The sequence below is a fragment of the Mesorhizobium quangtriensis genome (assembly GCF_040081925.1).
In the GTDB taxonomy this organism is placed as follows: domain Bacteria; phylum Pseudomonadota; class Alphaproteobacteria; order Rhizobiales; family Rhizobiaceae; genus Mesorhizobium_K; species Mesorhizobium_K quangtriensis.
Genome location: NZ_JBEBMF010000001.1, coordinates 1,063,734 through 1,078,152, shown reverse-complemented (window position 1 = coordinate 1,078,152; position 14,419 = coordinate 1,063,734). Strand labels below are relative to the sequence as shown.

The following is a 14,419-nucleotide window of genomic DNA, read 5'->3' as shown; positions in this document are numbered from 1 at the left end:
CGTAGGCGGTATTCGTTTTCTTCGAGAGTTTCGATATCCAGACAACAGATGCGCGGCGCCACGCTCGCAACTTCGAACTCCAGGCCGAAGTTCATTTGCTCAGCATCCGCGCACCGAGCGGCCCTAGATCAGGCTGCATGCAATGCGCCTTCCTTGCGAAGGCGGTCGCGAAATCGGTCGGCGTAGTCCTCAACGACCGCGCGCCTAACGCTTCCGCGCTCGGCCATCGCAGCTTTCCACGCCATAATGCCTGGTAGTCCCGCGAAGACCCCTCGCGCCGCAGCTTCGCCGATGATGCCAAAGTAGCGAAACCGCGGGGCGTAAACAGCGTCCACCATCCCAAACTCTGCTGCGGCGAAGTACGGCCCGAAAACCAGCTCCGCTTCGAGTCTCTGCAATCGTGCACGGAAGGCGATGCGCTTGGCATCGGCGTTGCCGTGTCTTGGGCATGCAGAAACTACCTGCAATCGCCTGGATGGCCTTCCTCTGAGCCTTGATGAACGCGAGCTCAAGTTGGCGCCATGCCGGCTCGGCCGGATTGAGAACGATCCCAGCATCCTCAACAGACTTGTTGATGATCCGGTGGATAGCCTCGCTTCCTCTCATTTTGGCGACTTCATCACGCGACAAGCTGTCGAGGGATGTCACGAGCGCCCGATATGCTCTGATGTCGCCATCGGTCATCCCAAGCCCATCTGGCGTCAGTTTGCCGGTGTCGAAGTCAAGTCCGAGGCCTTTCTGACGCAAGGCTTCGTCGTTCCTCATTAGCCTTGCCGTATCAGCAGCAGCCAGCGCTTCTATGGTAGCGGGCGCGATTTCGGTGGGAGGGCCGTCGACAAGTGATTTCCTGGCGAGATCGACGAGACGGTGAGCCTCTTCAATCAGGGGAAGGGCAGCTCGTTCGGCCGCTCGCTGGTCATTTGTTTGCAGCGATCGTACCAACTCGTTTTTGAAGCGGCCGGACTTTCGGTTGACACACCATTCAATCGCCTCAGGCCAGGGCGTTGGAAAAGGCTAACCGGCAATATCATCAGGCAGTGCGAACCGAAATTCGAAACGGTTGGCTCGCTGTTGGATGTATTTCATGCGCGTCATTTTACACCCCGAATGTAGCACCCGAAAGTAGCAAGCGTGCAGATCAGATAGTTGTAAAATCAACGCCTTAAGCGATTTCAAGCACTTGCTTGAGGAGTGGCGCGCCCGAAGAGATTCGAACTCCTGACCCCCAGATTCGTAGTCTGGTGCTCTATCCAGCTGAGCTACGGGCGCGCATCGGGCAAAAGCCCGGCGGACAGCATTCGCCGGCCGCAAGTGAGGTGCTACCTAACGATCAAGCGCGTGAAAAGCAAGCAGGATTGCAGCAAAAGTTTCTGTTCCTGAATCCGTAGACTTCAGCCCTTGCTCTCGCTGACGACCACGTCCCGAAACCTCAGGCGGGACGCCTTAGTCCGCTGCGGGCTTCATCCAAGCGGACAGGCTGATCCGGGATCGTCACCGAGAAGACGGTGCGCCCGCCAATGCTCTCAACCAGCTCCAGCGCGCCGCCATGCGCCCTAACCAGTTCATGCGCCACGGCGAGCCCCAATCCCGTTCCGCCGCTGCGGGCCGATCCCCGAAATGCAGCAAACAGGTTTTCGCGCGCCTTGCGCGGCAGGCCGGGGCCTGTGTCGGTCACGAGGATGCGGCTGACGCTGCCCGTTCGCTCGGCCGAAATGGTCAGGCGGCGGACGACTGCCGCACCTTCGTCGCCCGCCATCGCCTCAACCGCGTTGCGGGAAAGGTTGGTCAGCACCCGGAAGAGTTGCTCCGAATCCGCATCGATCTCGAGGTCGGCATCGACCGCATTGACAAACTCGACCCCGCCCGACGTGTCCATGCCCAGCAGGTCCTCGACCTCGTCGACGAGTTGTCGCAGACGCAGACGTCGTCGCGACGGCGGCGGCTCCTGTGTGCGCCCATAGGCAAGCACACCTTCGGAATAGGATACAGCGCGGTCGAGCGCGCGCAGGAGGCGCGGTGCCACGGCCTGCACCGATGGATCGCGCACGCCGCGCAGGCGGTCGCTCAGAAGCTGGGCGGAGGCCAGAATGTTGCGCATGTCATGGTTTATCTTGGAAACCGCGAGGCCAAGATCGGCAAGGTGCTTCTGCTCGCCGAGCGTCTTCTGCAAACGCTTCTGCATATCGGCTAGTTCGCGCTCCGCGACGCCGATCTCGTCGTCCCGGCTGCCGACGGCGATGATGCGGCCGGGGTCGTCGGGAGCGCGGGCGAAGGCGAGCATGGAACCCGTCATTGCCCTGATGGGCCGGATCATGATGCGATGTATGGCGGCGTAGACAAGGGATGCGGTCAGCAAGGAGATGAAGAGCGACAGCAAGGCAACATTGCGCGAATAGACCAGCATCGCCTCGCGGAGGCGCTTGTCGGGAATGACGAGCTCGAACTCGGTCGGGCTCTCGCCGACCTTGCCGAAAACCCTCAACATTCGCTCGCCGCCAAAAAGGAGCGTGTCGAGCGCGCCAGACATCGCGGCGACATGACCGGTGCGTGCGAGGTCGATGTGCTCGTCGACCTCCGGCGGCATTTCGGCGATCACCAGAAGCCGGGACACGCCGTCTTCGCGAACAGCGATCGCCTTGGCGCCGATCGCCATGAGGACATCGTCCTGGAGGTTGCGCGGCAGGCTCTCCGTATCTTCCTGAACGAGGACGACGGAAACGGCGGCCGCCGTGCCGAGCCTTTCCTCCAGCCAGCGCAGCTTGAAGTTGGCGATCGATGGCAGGAAGATCAGCACTTCGGCGATCATCACGAAAAGCGCCGTCAGCAGCAGCAGCTTGACCGACAGGCCGCGCGCCAGAGGCACGGTCCGCGCATGGTCCGGCTCTGCGTCTTCGGCGGTATCGGAGGCTTTCTCGTTCATCCCAAAGTGGCGCAGTATCCTAACCGAACAGTCGCAGCAGGCGTACGATTCCCCTTCGCAGCGGGCTTTGCGCCTTTGCGCCAAAATAGGCCATCGCGGCGCTTTTGCCAATTTCACCTGTCGTCGGATGCGGCGGCACCGAAAATGCCATGTCGCGGAGCGTGAGCCCTTTCGACAGCGCGAGCGCCCAGATACCGATCAGCTCGGCGGCGTTCGCCCCGGCAATCGTCACGCCGAGAAGCTGGCCGCTCCTGGCGACAACCAGCTTGACATGCCCGTCCGTCCGGCCGGTGGCGCGGGCGAGATCGTTTTCGGCAAATGGCCAGCGGACGATCGTGAGGCGCTTATACCGACGTCGCGCCTCTGCTTCGGAAAGACCAACGCGCGCCAGTTCAGGATCGGTCCGCACGACGCGTGAAACCGGGGTCCGGTCCTTGGCCGGCAACCGGAACAGCAACGCTCGTAGAACGCGCTCAGCCTGACGGCGCGCCGCTTGAGCCGACCTCGCACCCGTAACGTCGCCTATGGCATAGATCCGGCGATTGGTCGTGCGCAACATGGCGCTGACGTCAACAACGCCATCCTTCAGCGCTACGCGCGCTTTTTTCAGGTCTAGCCCTTCGATGTCGGCCGCTCGACCCATGGCGACCAGCAGATGGCTCCCGTCGATCGCCTCCGCGTATTCGCCTTCGCGCAGAACCTTGACGCCCGTCTTTCCGCGGCGCTCGACTGACGCGACCTTGAAGCCTTCCTTGATGGCGACGCCTTCTTGCCGCAACTGCCGGACGACGACGGACACCATCTCAGGATCCTCATCAGCAAGGACCCGCTCTTCAGCCAGCAGAGTGACTTGCGAGCCAAGACGATGGAAGGCCTGCGCCAGTTCCAGCGCGGCCGCATCTCCTCCCAGAATCACTAGGTGTCCCGGACGGCGTCCAAGCTCGAACACCGAGTCAGCTGTCAGGCAACCGATCTCCTCGATTCCGGCTATTGCGGGTACGATAGGCTTGGATCCCGTGGCCAGCACATACCGTCTGGCGCGGATTTCGGCTTCACCCGCCATCAATCGGCTACGGCTGACGAAAAGGGCCTGACCGTGGATGAACGTGATACCCAGCGTCGCCAGTCTCGCGGGAAAAACAGCGGGGGAGGCGCCCGAGACAACATCGCCGACGTGCGCCATCACCGCCTTGAAATCGACCTCGTGCTCCGTGTGGGCAGCGACAAACGTGCTGTCTTTGCGGATCGTCTGAACTTGTTGGCCCGCGGCAATGAACGCCGCAGATGCGAGATCGCCACGCGCCAGATTTTCCTTCGGCGTCAGCCTGTCGACCAGAACGACTTTCGCCCCGTTAGCAGCCGCGCCCATCGCAACCGCCAGGCCGCCATTGCCGGCTCCAATAACGCAGATGTCCGGTGTCAGTGGCTTTGCCATGAATTACCCCGAAGCCCGACACCTCGCGGCAGGCGGCGAAGGTCAGGACGCTTGCGGCCCCCAAACCCTCCTTACAATCGCGGCAAGCACCGCGACAAGGGTCAGAGCGAAGAGCGCGGCGGTTATCTCGGACGTGACGAGATCGGAAACCACCAACGCACGGCCATCGCTACTCGCGGCTTCGAACGCCTCGTCGAGCCCCTGCCCCAGCCACGCGAAGCACAGGGCGCCCGGCAGTATGCCGATAGCCGTTGCGATCATGAAGGTCTTGATACGCACATCGAACAGTCCCGGAACGACGCTGACCGCGAAAAAGGGGACAAATGGGGCAAGCCGCATCACCAGCAGGTAGGAAAAGGCGCCCGCCTCGAACTCCCTCGTGAACAGGCTCGCATTCGCGGCCGCAAGGTCGCGAACATATCCGCTGGACATCATCCGCGTCGCCTGAAACAGGATCATCGCCCCTGCCGTCGCTGCAACGGCGGCGTAGAGTCCGCCGGCGGCCCAGCCGAACAGGAAGCCGGCCATCACCTTGAAGATGGTGGCAATGGGGAAGGAAACGGCGACCGCGTGCACCGCCATGAAGGCGGCGGGCGCGAGTATCGGGTTGTCCTCGACAAGTTGCTTCAGGGCGACCCTGTTGCGAGCAAAGGCGTCGAGGGATAGGTGGTCCCACAAACCCGCTGGGTAGGTCAGCGCGAGCAAGCCTGCCACTGCGCCGACAACCAGAATAACCGACCAGCGTTTTCCAGGCATCGACTTCCTGGTCGTCCCGTCGCTCATCGTCGCGGTCCATCCGTCGTTTTGGCGGCACCTGAATGGCCCGGTCCTTGCGCCAAGGCAAGGCCTCAACGGCGGTCGTTTGGTCGCTGCGGGCTTCGGTTGACAGAAGCGACCCTTCTTTTTATAAGCCCGCGCACGCTCGGGCCAACAGTCCGGCGCAATTTTTGTTGCGCCTACATCGCCCAGCCAAGCTCCTGTTGCATCTGTAACAGACACAAGAAGGGCCGCACGCCGCGGTATTAAATGAAATGAAGCGTACCTATCAACCGTCCAAACTCGTCCGCAAGCGCAGGCACGGATTCCGCGCCCGCATGGCCACCAAGGGTGGTCGCGGAGTTGTCGCCGCTCGCCGCAATCGTGGCCGCAAGCGGCTTTCCGCCTGAGCAAGGCACTCTCGTTGCCGGCCACCGGCAAATCCCGGCAACCTGCCCCGGCAAGGTTGCGCAAGCGGGCCGAATTTCTGGCCGTCCGTGGTGGCGAAAAGCGCCGCGGGCGGCTTTTCCTGTTGGAAGTGCTCGATCGGGGCGATGAGGCCGCACCGCGCGTTGGCTTCACCGTGACCAAGAAGGTCGGCAAAGCCGTGGTGCGCAACCGCGTCCGTAGGCGGTTGAAAGAGGCCCTTCGCGTCCATGCCGCAGGTGACATGCGGCCCGGCAGCGACTATGTGATCGTCGGGCGCGAGGACGTGCTCACCGCCCCCTTTGCCGAGATCAGCGCGGAACTTTCCCGGCGGCTGCGCAAGGCGCGTTAGGATTCCACAAGGCCATGATGGAAAATAACCGCAATTTCTTCATCACGATCGCGCTTTCGGTGCTGATCCTGACGCTGTGGCAGGTCTTCTACATGAATCCGAAGATCGAGGCCGAGCGGGAAACCGCACGGATCGAGCAGGAGCGTGTCGCCGCGCAGCAGAACGCCAGCGGACAGTCGTCGGCTACGCCGGGGACACCTGCGACATCCGGACAGGCGCCGCAAGCCAGCATTCCCGGCTCCTCTGCCCAGCCGGCGGTTGCGGACAGACTCCAGGCAATCGATTCATCCAAGCGCATCCTTCTCGATACGCCAAGCCTCAAGGGTTCGATCAACCTTACCGGCGCGCGGATCGATGATATCAGCTTGAAGCATTACCGCGTCACCGTCGAACCGACTTCCCCGATCATCGAACTGCTGAACCCGCAGCAGCTTCCGCAAGGATTCTATGGCGAGATCGGCTTCGTCGGCAGCGATGCCACCGGGGCAGTTCCCGGTCCCGACACGGTCTGGACGGTGGAGGGCAACCCCACACTGACCCCGACAACCCCTGTCACCCTCACTTATGTCAATGACAAGGGCTTGACATTCAAGCGCACCATCGCCGTCGACCAGGACTATATGTTCACGGTCAGCGACACGGTGTCGAATGCCGGCGCGAGCGACATTTCCCTGTCCGCATACGGCCGCATCACCCGTTTCGACAAGCCGCTGCACTCCTCGACCTACGTGCTCCACGAAGGCCTGATCGGCGTCACAGGCGAAGAGGGCCTTCAGGAAATAAGCTACAGCTCGATCGAGGACGACAAGCAGGTCGTTCCCGGAAAGTCGAGCGACGGCTGGCTCGGAATCACCGACAAGTATTGGGCGGCTACACTGGTGCCGCCTGGCAAGCAGCCCTTCCAGCCGCGCTTTTCCTATTTCGACGACGGTCGTGCCCGCTACCAGGCGGATTACCTGACCGACGCGATCGCCGTGCCTGCGGGCCAGTCGGCAACGTTGGAGACGCTGGTGTTTGCCGGCGCCAAGGAAGTCGGCAAAATCCAGGCTTACGAGACTGATCGAAACATTAGGCAGTTCGAACTGCTGATCGACTGGGGCTGGTTCTATTTCATCACCAAGCCGATGTTTTATCTCATCGACTGGCTCTACAGGCTGCTCGGCAATTTCGGCCTCGCCATCCTGGCCACCACTGTCGTGGTCAAGGCCATCTTCTTCCCGCTCGCCAACAAGTCCTACAAGTCCATGGCGAAGATGAAGGTCGTGCAGCCGAAGATGCTGGAAATCCGCGAGAAATACGCGGACGACAAGATGAAACAGCAACAGGCCATGATGGAGCTCTACAAGACGGAGAAGATCAATCCGATCGCCGGCTGCTGGCCAGTGCTTGTGCAGATCCCGGTGTTCTTCGCGCTCTATAAGGTGCTCTACGTCACCATCGAGATGCGCCATGCACCGTTCTTCGGCTGGATTCAGGATCTGGCTGCTCCCGATCCAACCTCGATCTTCAACCTGTTCGGCCTGCTGCCTTTCTCGGTGCCTGCCTTCCTGATGATCGGCGTATGGCCGCTCATCATGGGCATCACCATGTTCCTGCAGATGCGCATGAACCCGACGCCGCCTGATCCGACGCAGGCCATGATCTTCACCTGGATGCCGGTGATCTTCACCTTCATGCTGGCGTCGTTCCCAGCCGGCCTCGTCATCTACTGGGCCTGGAACAACTTCCTCTCGATCGTCCAGCAAGGCGTGATCATGAAGCGCCAGGGCGCAAAGATCGAGCTCTGGGACAATCTGGCCGGGCTATTCAAGAAGAAACCGACGCCGGCGGAATAGCTGGCGCGCGAACGAAAAAGGGCACGCAATGGCGTGCCCTTTTTCGCTTTAGGCTGTCGTCTCAACCGTGTGCGATCATCACGTGACGTACGGCGGTATAGTCTTCCAGCGCATAGAGCGACATGTCCTTGCCGTAGCCGGACTGCTTGAGGCCGCCATGCGGCATCTCGTTGGTCAGCATGAAGTGCGTGTTGATCCAGGTGCAGCCATATTGCAGCCGCGCCGCCGTCGACATGGCGCGGCTGATATCCTTGGTCCAGACCGAGGATGCCAGGCCGTAGTCGCTGTCGTTCGCCCACGCGACTGCGTCGTCCACGTCCGAGAAGCGGGTCACGGAAACGACCGGACCGAACACTTCGCGGCGTACGATCTCGTCTTCCTGCAGCGCGCCGGCGACGACCGTCGGCTGGTAATAGAAGCCGGTCCCGTCGCCCGGCTTGCCCCCCGTGGTGATCTCGATGTGCTTCAGTTCCGATGCGCGCTCGACGAAGGAGGCGACGCGGTCGCGCTGGCGCTTGGAGATCAGCGGGCCGATCTCATTCTCGGTATCGTCAGCGAGGTTGTATTTGAGCGATGAGGCGGCGGTCGACAGGTCCGCCACGAGCCTGTCGTAGACCTTGGCGCCGGCATAGACGCGACAGGCAGCCGTGCAGTCCTGGCCGGCGTTGTAGTAGCCAAAGGCGCGCAGGCCACTCACTACCGCGTCGATGTCGGCGTCGTCGAAGACGATGACCGGCGCCTTGCCGCCAAGTTCCAGGTGGGTGCGCTTGACCGATTTCGCGGCCGCCTCCAGCACCTTCTTGCCCGTCGCCACGTCGCCGGTGATGGAGATCATGTTCACCTTGGGATGGTTGATCAGCGCATTGCCGACGCTGTTGCCGCGCCCGAGTACCACGTTGACAACACCTTCGGGCAGGACATCCGCCAGAACCCTTGCCAGCTTGAGCGCCGTCAGCGGCGTCTGCTCCGATGGCTTGAAGACGACCGTGTTGCCGCCGCCGATCGCCGGAGCGAGCTTCCAGGCCATCATCATGAGCGGGTAGTTCCACGGTGCGATCGAGGCGACTATGCCTATCGGATCGCGCCGGATCATCGAGGTGTGGCCTGACAGATATTCGCCAGCCACGACACCCGGCATCGAGCGCACGGCGCCAGCAAAGAAACGATAGCAATCCACGATCGCCGGAATCTCGTCGTTCAACACGGCGTTGATCGGCTTGCCGCAGTTCAACGCTTCGAGCTTCGCGAATTCCTCCGCTTCCGCCTCGATCCTTTCGGCAATCTTGAGCAGATAGGTCGAACGCTGCGCAGGGGTCGTGCGCGACCATGTCGCGAACGCCTTTTCGGCAGCCGCGATGGCCGCATCGATCTGCGACTGCGAGGCTTCGGGAAGATCGAGGATCGTTGCGCCCGTTCGAGGGTTCAGGACCGCCTCGGCGGTCTCGGTTCCGGCCTCGAATTTCGCGCCGATGAGCATCTGGGTTTGCATAAGCTCCTCCTGATCGGTTATTTGCCGGAGCCGGCGATCTGATCGCCGTCGCGGGTAAGGTAATAGGCAGCAAGAATGGGCAGCAGCGTCACCAGCACCACGACCATTGCGACAACGTTGGTGACCGGACGCTGGCGCGGGCGGACGAGTTCCTCAAGCATCCAGATCGGCAGGGTCTGCTGCTGGCCTGCCGTGAAGGTCGTCACGATCACTTCATCGAAAGAGAGCGCGAAGGCCAGCATGCCGCCCGCCACGAGTGCGGTGCCGATGTTCGGCAGGATGCAATAGCGGAAGGTCTGGAAGCTGTTCGCGCCGAGATCCATCGAGGCCTCGACGAGCGAGCCCGATACCCGGCGGAAACGGGCGACCGCGTTGTTGTAGACGACGACCACGCAGAACGTCGCGTGACCGAGAATGATCGTCCACATGGAGAACGGTATCTCCATCAGACTGAAGGCCGAGCGCAGCGAGATGCCGGTGATGATGCCCGGCAGCGCGATCGGCAGGATGACCAGGAGTGAAATTGCCTCGCGGCCGAAGAACCGCGAACCGCTGATCGCCGCCGCGCACAACGTGCCCAGCACAAGCGCGATGGCCGTCGCAATCGCCGCGACCTGCACTGAAAGGCCCAGCGCCTGCCAGACGTCAGGTCGGTTCCAGGTCACCGCGAGCCATTGCGTCGTGAACCCCGGTGGCGGCCACTGGTAGCTCTTCTCCTCCGTCGTGAAGGCGTAGACGAAGATCAGCAGGATGGGCACGTGCAGGAAGAGCAGGCCTGCGGCTGCGGCGATCTTGAGCGACAGCGAGGCGCGGGCGAGATCAGAGCGCATCGAACGCTCCCATGCGCTTGGCGCCCCAAAGATAGAAACCCATGACCACGATCGGAACCACGGTGAAGGCCGCGGCGAGCGGAATGTTGCCTGCCGTGCCCTGATGCGCATAGACCGCCTGCCCTATGAACAGGCGCGAGGTGCCGATGATCTGCGGGATGATGTAGTCGCCGAGCGTCAGCGAGAAGGTGAAGATCGAACCGGCGACGATGCCCGGCAGCGCCAGCGGGAAGAGCACGTTGCGAAAGGTCTGCGCCGGGTTCGCGCCAAGGTCCGACGATGCCTCAATCAGGTTGACCGGGACGCGCTCCAGCGATGCCTGGATCGGCAGGATCATGAAGGGCAGCCACACATAGACAAAGACGATGAATGTGCCCGTGAACGAGACGGACAGCGAGTTGCCGCCGACGATCGGCAGCGACAGCCACGCGTCGAGCAGCCACTGCAGATGCAGCTTGCCGAGGAACCACGTCAGGATGCCTTCCTTGGCGAGGATGAGCTTCCACGCATAGACCTTGACGAGATAGCTCGACCACAGAGGCAGCATGACGCCGAGATAGAACAGCGCCTTCCATTTGCCGCGCGCGTAACGGGCCGCGTAATAGGCGATGGGAAAAGCTACTATCGCCGAGGCGATCGTCACGCATGCCGCCATAGCAATGGTGCGCATGATGATGTCGAGGTTCGCCGGCAGCAGCAGTTCGCTGTAAGTCTTCAGCGTGAATTCTCGGTTGATCAGCCCGGAGAATTCGTCGATCGAGAAGAAGCTTTGCAGCAGAAGCGCAAAGAGCGAGCCCAGATAGACGATGCCGAGCCACAGGACCGGCGGAAGAAGCATCAGGACAAGCAGGAAGCGCGGGCGCTTCCAGAACAGATCGGACAGAGCGCCTGCCATGCCGCCGCGATCCGGCAGAATGGCGCTGGACTGTCCGCCCCGAAGCGTCATGTCCGCCGCGCTCATTGCGCTCCATCCATCAGATGCAGGTCGCGCGGCGTGAAGCCGATGTGGATCGCGGCGCCCTCTTCGGGCAACGGATGGCCGGCGGGCACCAGCGCATTGATGCGCTGGCCATCGACATCGAGCGCGAGCCGTGTCGTGCCGCCGAGGTAGGAGCGGGAAACTACCGTCGCCTGGAGCGCACCCGCCTCGCCCTCCACGATGCGGACCGCTTCAGGCCGCAGGCTGGCCCAGCGACGTTCACCGCCATGTTTTGCAACAAAGTCCGGCGGCAGCACGTTGGACGAGCCGACGAAATCGGCGACAAAACGCGAATTCGGCCGCTGATAGATGTCCTCAGGCGAGCCGATCTGCATGATCTTGCCCTGGTCGAAGACGGCAACGCGGTTCGCCATCGACAGCGCCTCGCCCTGGTCGTGTGTGACGAAGACGAAGGTTATGCCCAGCGACTTCTGCAGGCTCTTCAGCTCCTCCTGCATGTTCTCGCGCAGCTTGAGGTCTAGCGCGCCGAGCGGCTCGTCCAGCAACAGCACCTTCGGCTTGTTAACCAGCGCACGCGCCAGCGCGACACGCTGACGCTGGCCTCCGGAAAGCTGGCTCGGCCGGCGAGAGCCGTAGCCCGGCAGCTTCACCAGTTCGAGCGCCGCTTCTGCGTCGCGGTGCCGTTCGACCTTGCCGACGCCCTTCACCATCAGGCCATAAGAGACATTGTCCAGAACGTTGAGATGCGGAAACAGCGCATAGTCCTGGAACACGGTGTTTACGTTGCGCCGATAGGGCGGAACGCCCTCGGCCTGCTGGCCAAAAATCTCGATATGACCGGAGGTCGGTTGCTCGAAGCCGGCGATGAGCCTGAGGCAGGTCGTCTTGCCAGAACCCGATGGTCCGAGCATGGCGAAGAACTCGCCCTCGCCGATATCGAGATCCACCGCATCGACGGCGCGAACGGAGCCGAAATGGCGCGATACCTGTTTGAAGGAAACGGCGTTGGTCATCTGCTGGCGATCGGCCCCTGCTGAATATAGCGGTTGCTGGCTGCGTCCGTCATTCGGAAACAGCTCACCGGCTCAGGCTGCGCGACAGTTCCCACCGTCCGCTGCGGCGACGCCCTTCCCCCTATGCGAGGAAGGGCGGAAGGCGTTCTTAACGTCCGCCGATGACACCGATGTAATCAGACACCCAGCGATAGTACGGCACGCACTGGTCGTTCTGCGTGGCGCATTTCGAGGTCGGCGTCGTCCAGAACTTCACCTTCTCGAAATTGTCGAAGCCATTGGTCGTGCAGCTTTCCTTGGTCGACATTCCGCGTCCGTCGGTGCAGGCGGCCGGAACCGACGGGTTTGCACCAAACCAGACCGCGAGGTCGCTCTGCAGGTTGGAGGAGAGCTGATGCTCCATCCACATGTAGGAGCAATTCGGATTCGCTGAATCGACATGCATCATGGTTGTGTCGGCCCATCCGGTGACGCCCTCGTCCGGGAACACCGAGGCGACCGGCTGCTTGTCGGCCTTCAGCAGATTGACCTGGAAGGGCCAGGAACTCGAGGCCACCACGCCTTCGTTCTTGAAGTCGTCGATCTGGATAAAGGCGTCATGCCAATACCGGCCGACGAGCGTACGCTGCTGGCGAAGCAAGTCCAGCGCCGCCTTGTACTGATCTTCCGTCAGCTGGTACGGGTCCTTGATGCCGAGTTCCGGCTTGTGCGTCATAAGATAGAGCGCCGCGTCGGCGACGTGGATCGGTCCATCATAGGCCTGTACGCGGCCCTTGTTGGACTTGCCGTCGTCCAGCGTCATTTCCTCGAACACCACTTTCCACGAGGTGGGCGCGGTCTTGATGGCATTGGTGTTATACATCAGGACGTTCGGGCCCCACATGTAGGGAACGCCATAATGGACGCCGTCCACTGTGTGCCAAGGTGCATCCTTCAGGCGGTCATCGACAGTGGACCAGCTCTTGATCAGGTCGATATTGATCGGCTGCACGCGCTTGCCAGCAATCAGGCGCAGCGAGGCATCGCCTGACGCCGTGACGAGATCGAAGCCGCCTTCGTTCATCAGCGCCACCATTTCGTCCGAGGTGGCGGCGGTCTTGACGTTGACCTTGCAGCCGGTGGCTTCCTCGAACTTGGTCACCCAGTCGAACGTCTTGTCCGTTTCTCCACGCTCGATGTAGCCGGCCCAGGCGACAATGTTGACCTGCCCCTCACCAGGGCCGATCTCCTTGATCTGTGCAATGGCCTGACCCGAAAAGCTGACGGCAAGCGCAAGTGCGGTGCAGGACTTCAGGAATGATTTCATCATACATCTCCCATTGACAGGGGCCGTTCTCTAGCGACGGCTCGAACCCTGCAACGAACGTTACGGTAAAGCGTCGCTTTCGCAAATTCATTTATCTGAAGGTTGTTATCGGTTTTTCCGATATCACAGCTTCTGACGCACAGTCCGCTGCGCCTGCGCAACGCCTATGAAATCGCGCGCCGCTTGCGGCAGGCCCGAGCCCCGCCGCCAAACCATGCCAACTTGCACGACGGGAAGCGCCCCAGAAATATCGCGGGACTCGATACGGTCTCCTTCAAGCGACCAAGGGCGATAAACCAGGTCCGGCAGAAGCGCGACGCCGGCACCGGTGGCGACGAGGCTACGCACAGCCTCCACGGATCGTGTGCGGAAAGCGACGTGCGGGCGCGTGCCCAGCGCCGCCAGCAGCTTGCCGGTATTCTCCTCGATTTCATCGACGGTGAGCATGATCAGCGGCTCGGTCGCGACATCGGCGAGATTGATGATCTCCGCCGTCGCCAGCGGATGGCCGAGCGGCAGCCAGAGCCTGTAGGCGGAGATTTCCAGGATTTCGGATTGCAGCGCCATGCGGTCGCGCAGGTTGGACGTCACCATCACCGCAATATCCAGCTTGCCGCCGACCAGCAGGTGTTCGAGATAATCGCCATCATCCTCGATGGCCGAGACGTCAACCGCCGGATGCGCGCGCCGATAGCGGGCAAGGAGATCTGACAGCACGTAACCGGCTACCAGCGAGGTCACTCCGAGTTGCAGGCGTCCGGTCGTTTCCTCCTGGCGACCGCTGAAGAAGGCTCGCCGGGCGTCGGACACGTCTCCCAGTATCTTTGTCGCATGGCGCAGGAACTGGTGGCCGCGGTGAGTGATCGACAGTCCGCGCGGATGGCGATCGAAGAGCGCGACGCCAAGATCACTTTCTAGTTCCTTGATCGCCTCGGTGACCGACGACTGCGAGATGGAAAGGTTTTGCGCAGCGCGCGACACCGTACCCTGCTCGGCGACGGCGACGAAGTACTGAAGTTGCCTGATCGTGAAGGCCATGGTCCCAGATACCAGCGCCGCTGGCGCTTGGGAACGGCGGGCTTTGGACTTGCCATCGCAATTCTTGACATCGCCGCAT

The 14,419-nt window shown here is 61.9% G+C and carries 13 protein-coding genes and 1 tRNA gene; 4 read left to right on the top strand and 10 right to left on the bottom strand.

The genetic code is table 11. The features are described 5' to 3' along the window. Nucleotides 1–420: 420 nt before the first annotated feature. Nucleotides 421–768 (top strand): hypothetical protein, encoded by a 348-nt coding sequence (locus tag ABMA32_RS05320; protein WP_349012675.1) that lies wholly within the window; start codon nucleotides 421–423, stop codon nucleotides 766–768. A 424-nt stretch (nucleotides 769–1,192) separates the two neighbouring features. Here ABMA32_RS05320 and ABMA32_RS05315 read toward each other — a convergent pair. The 4 genes from ABMA32_RS05315 to ABMA32_RS05300 all read right to left on the bottom strand — a co-directional run bounded on the left by ABMA32_RS05315 (nucleotide 1,193) and on the right by ABMA32_RS05300 (nucleotide 5,138). Next, nucleotides 1,193–1,269, bottom strand: a tRNA-Arg gene (locus tag ABMA32_RS05315). Between the two features lie 160 nt (nucleotides 1,270–1,429). Further along, nucleotides 1,430–2,920, bottom strand: a complete 1,491-nt coding sequence (locus ABMA32_RS05310) for an ATP-binding protein (RefSeq protein WP_349012674.1) — start codon at nucleotides 2,918–2,920, stop codon at nucleotides 1,430–1,432. Nucleotides 2,921–2,939: 19 nt separating this feature from the next. Further along, nucleotides 2,940–4,355: a dihydrolipoyl dehydrogenase family protein gene (locus ABMA32_RS05305; RefSeq protein ID WP_349012673.1), complete on the bottom strand. Its 1,416-nt coding sequence runs from the start codon at nucleotides 4,353–4,355 to the stop codon at nucleotides 2,940–2,942. Between the two features lie 42 nt (nucleotides 4,356–4,397). Then, nucleotides 4,398–5,138 carry a TVP38/TMEM64 family protein gene (locus ABMA32_RS05300; protein WP_349012672.1) on the bottom strand — a complete coding sequence of 247 codons (741 nt, stop codon included), beginning with the start codon at nucleotides 5,136–5,138 and terminating at the stop codon, nucleotides 4,398–4,400. Nucleotides 5,139–5,386: 248 nt separating this feature from the next. Here ABMA32_RS05300 and rpmH point away from each other — a divergent pair, with 248 nt between their 5' ends. The 3 genes from rpmH to yidC are packed head-to-tail and all read left to right on the top strand — an operon-like array spanning nucleotide 5,387 to nucleotide 7,724. Then, on the top strand, nucleotides 5,387–5,521 hold the full coding sequence (rpmH, locus tag ABMA32_RS05295) for a 50S ribosomal protein L34 (RefSeq protein WP_008833937.1): 135 nt from the start codon (nucleotides 5,387–5,389) through the stop codon (nucleotides 5,519–5,521). Nucleotides 5,522–5,535: 14 nt separating this feature from the next. Next, nucleotides 5,536–5,889: a ribonuclease P protein component gene (rnpA, locus tag ABMA32_RS05290; RefSeq protein ID WP_349012671.1), complete on the top strand. Its 354-nt coding sequence runs from the start codon at nucleotides 5,536–5,538 to the stop codon at nucleotides 5,887–5,889. Nucleotides 5,890–5,906: 17 nt separating this feature from the next. Beyond that, nucleotides 5,907–7,724 (top strand): membrane protein insertase YidC, encoded by a 1,818-nt coding sequence (gene yidC / locus ABMA32_RS05285; protein WP_349013333.1) that lies wholly within the window; start codon nucleotides 5,907–5,909, stop codon nucleotides 7,722–7,724. 61 nt (nucleotides 7,725–7,785) lie between these two features. On the opposite strand, the gene ABMA32_RS05280 is transcribed toward yidC, so the two are convergent. From ABMA32_RS05280 to ABMA32_RS05255, 6 genes are all read right to left on the bottom strand, one after another. Continuing rightward, nucleotides 7,786–9,213, bottom strand: a complete 1,428-nt coding sequence (locus ABMA32_RS05280; RefSeq protein WP_349012670.1) for a gamma-aminobutyraldehyde dehydrogenase — start codon at nucleotides 9,211–9,213, stop codon at nucleotides 7,786–7,788. Between the two features lie 17 nt (nucleotides 9,214–9,230). Continuing rightward, nucleotides 9,231–10,043 (bottom strand): ABC transporter permease, encoded by an 813-nt coding sequence (locus ABMA32_RS05275; RefSeq protein ID WP_349012669.1) that lies wholly within the window; start codon nucleotides 10,041–10,043, stop codon nucleotides 9,231–9,233. Further along, on the bottom strand, nucleotides 10,033–11,004 hold the full coding sequence (locus ABMA32_RS05270) for an ABC transporter permease (RefSeq protein WP_425475470.1): 972 nt from the start codon (nucleotides 11,002–11,004) through the stop codon (nucleotides 10,033–10,035). Before ABMA32_RS05270 ends, ABMA32_RS05275 begins: the two co-directional genes overlap by 11 nt. After that, nucleotides 11,001–11,996 carry an ABC transporter ATP-binding protein gene (locus ABMA32_RS05265; protein ID WP_349012668.1) on the bottom strand — a complete coding sequence of 332 codons (996 nt, stop codon included), beginning with the start codon at nucleotides 11,994–11,996 and terminating at the stop codon, nucleotides 11,001–11,003. Before ABMA32_RS05265 ends, ABMA32_RS05270 begins: the two co-directional genes overlap by 4 nt. Nucleotides 11,997–12,144: 148 nt before the next feature. After that, entirely contained in the window at nucleotides 12,145–13,302 is a 1,158-nt protein-coding gene (locus ABMA32_RS05260) for an ABC transporter substrate-binding protein (protein ID WP_349013331.1), read from the bottom strand. Between the two features lie 123 nt (nucleotides 13,303–13,425). Further along, nucleotides 13,426–14,340 carry a LysR family transcriptional regulator gene (locus ABMA32_RS05255; protein ID WP_349012667.1) on the bottom strand — a complete coding sequence of 305 codons (915 nt, stop codon included), beginning with the start codon at nucleotides 14,338–14,340 and terminating at the stop codon, nucleotides 13,426–13,428. Between the last annotated feature and the right edge of the window lie 79 nt (nucleotides 14,341–14,419).

Coding starts and splice junctions, on each gene's coding strand:
- ABMA32_RS05310 (WP_349012674.1), bottom strand. CDS start 2,920: ATGAACGAGAAAGCCTCCGATACCGCCGAAGACGCAGAGCCGGACCAT.
- ABMA32_RS05305 (WP_349012673.1), bottom strand. CDS start 4,355: ATGGCAAAGCCACTGACACCGGACATCTGCGTTATTGGAGCCGGCAAT.
- ABMA32_RS05300 (WP_349012672.1), bottom strand. CDS start 5,138: ATGAGCGACGGGACGACCAGGAAGTCGATGCCTGGAAAACGCTGGTCG.
- rpmH (WP_008833937.1), top strand. CDS start 5,387: ATGAAGCGTACCTATCAACCGTCCAAACTCGTCCGCAAGCGCAGGCAC.
- yidC (WP_349013333.1), top strand. CDS start 5,907: ATGGAAAATAACCGCAATTTCTTCATCACGATCGCGCTTTCGGTGCTG.
- ABMA32_RS05280 (WP_349012670.1), bottom strand. CDS start 9,213: ATGCAAACCCAGATGCTCATCGGCGCGAAATTCGAGGCCGGAACCGAG.
- ABMA32_RS05275 (WP_349012669.1), bottom strand. CDS start 10,043: ATGCGCTCTGATCTCGCCCGCGCCTCGCTGTCGCTCAAGATCGCCGCA.
- ABMA32_RS05270 (WP_425475470.1), bottom strand. CDS start 11,004: ATGAGCGCGGCGGACATGACGCTTCGGGGCGGACAGTCCAGCGCCATT.
- ABMA32_RS05265 (WP_349012668.1), bottom strand. CDS start 11,996: ATGACCAACGCCGTTTCCTTCAAACAGGTATCGCGCCATTTCGGCTCC.
- ABMA32_RS05260 (WP_349013331.1), bottom strand. CDS start 13,302: ATGAAATCATTCCTGAAGTCCTGCACCGCACTTGCGCTTGCCGTCAGC.
- ABMA32_RS05255 (WP_349012667.1), bottom strand. CDS start 14,340: ATGGCCTTCACGATCAGGCAACTTCAGTACTTCGTCGCCGTCGCCGAG.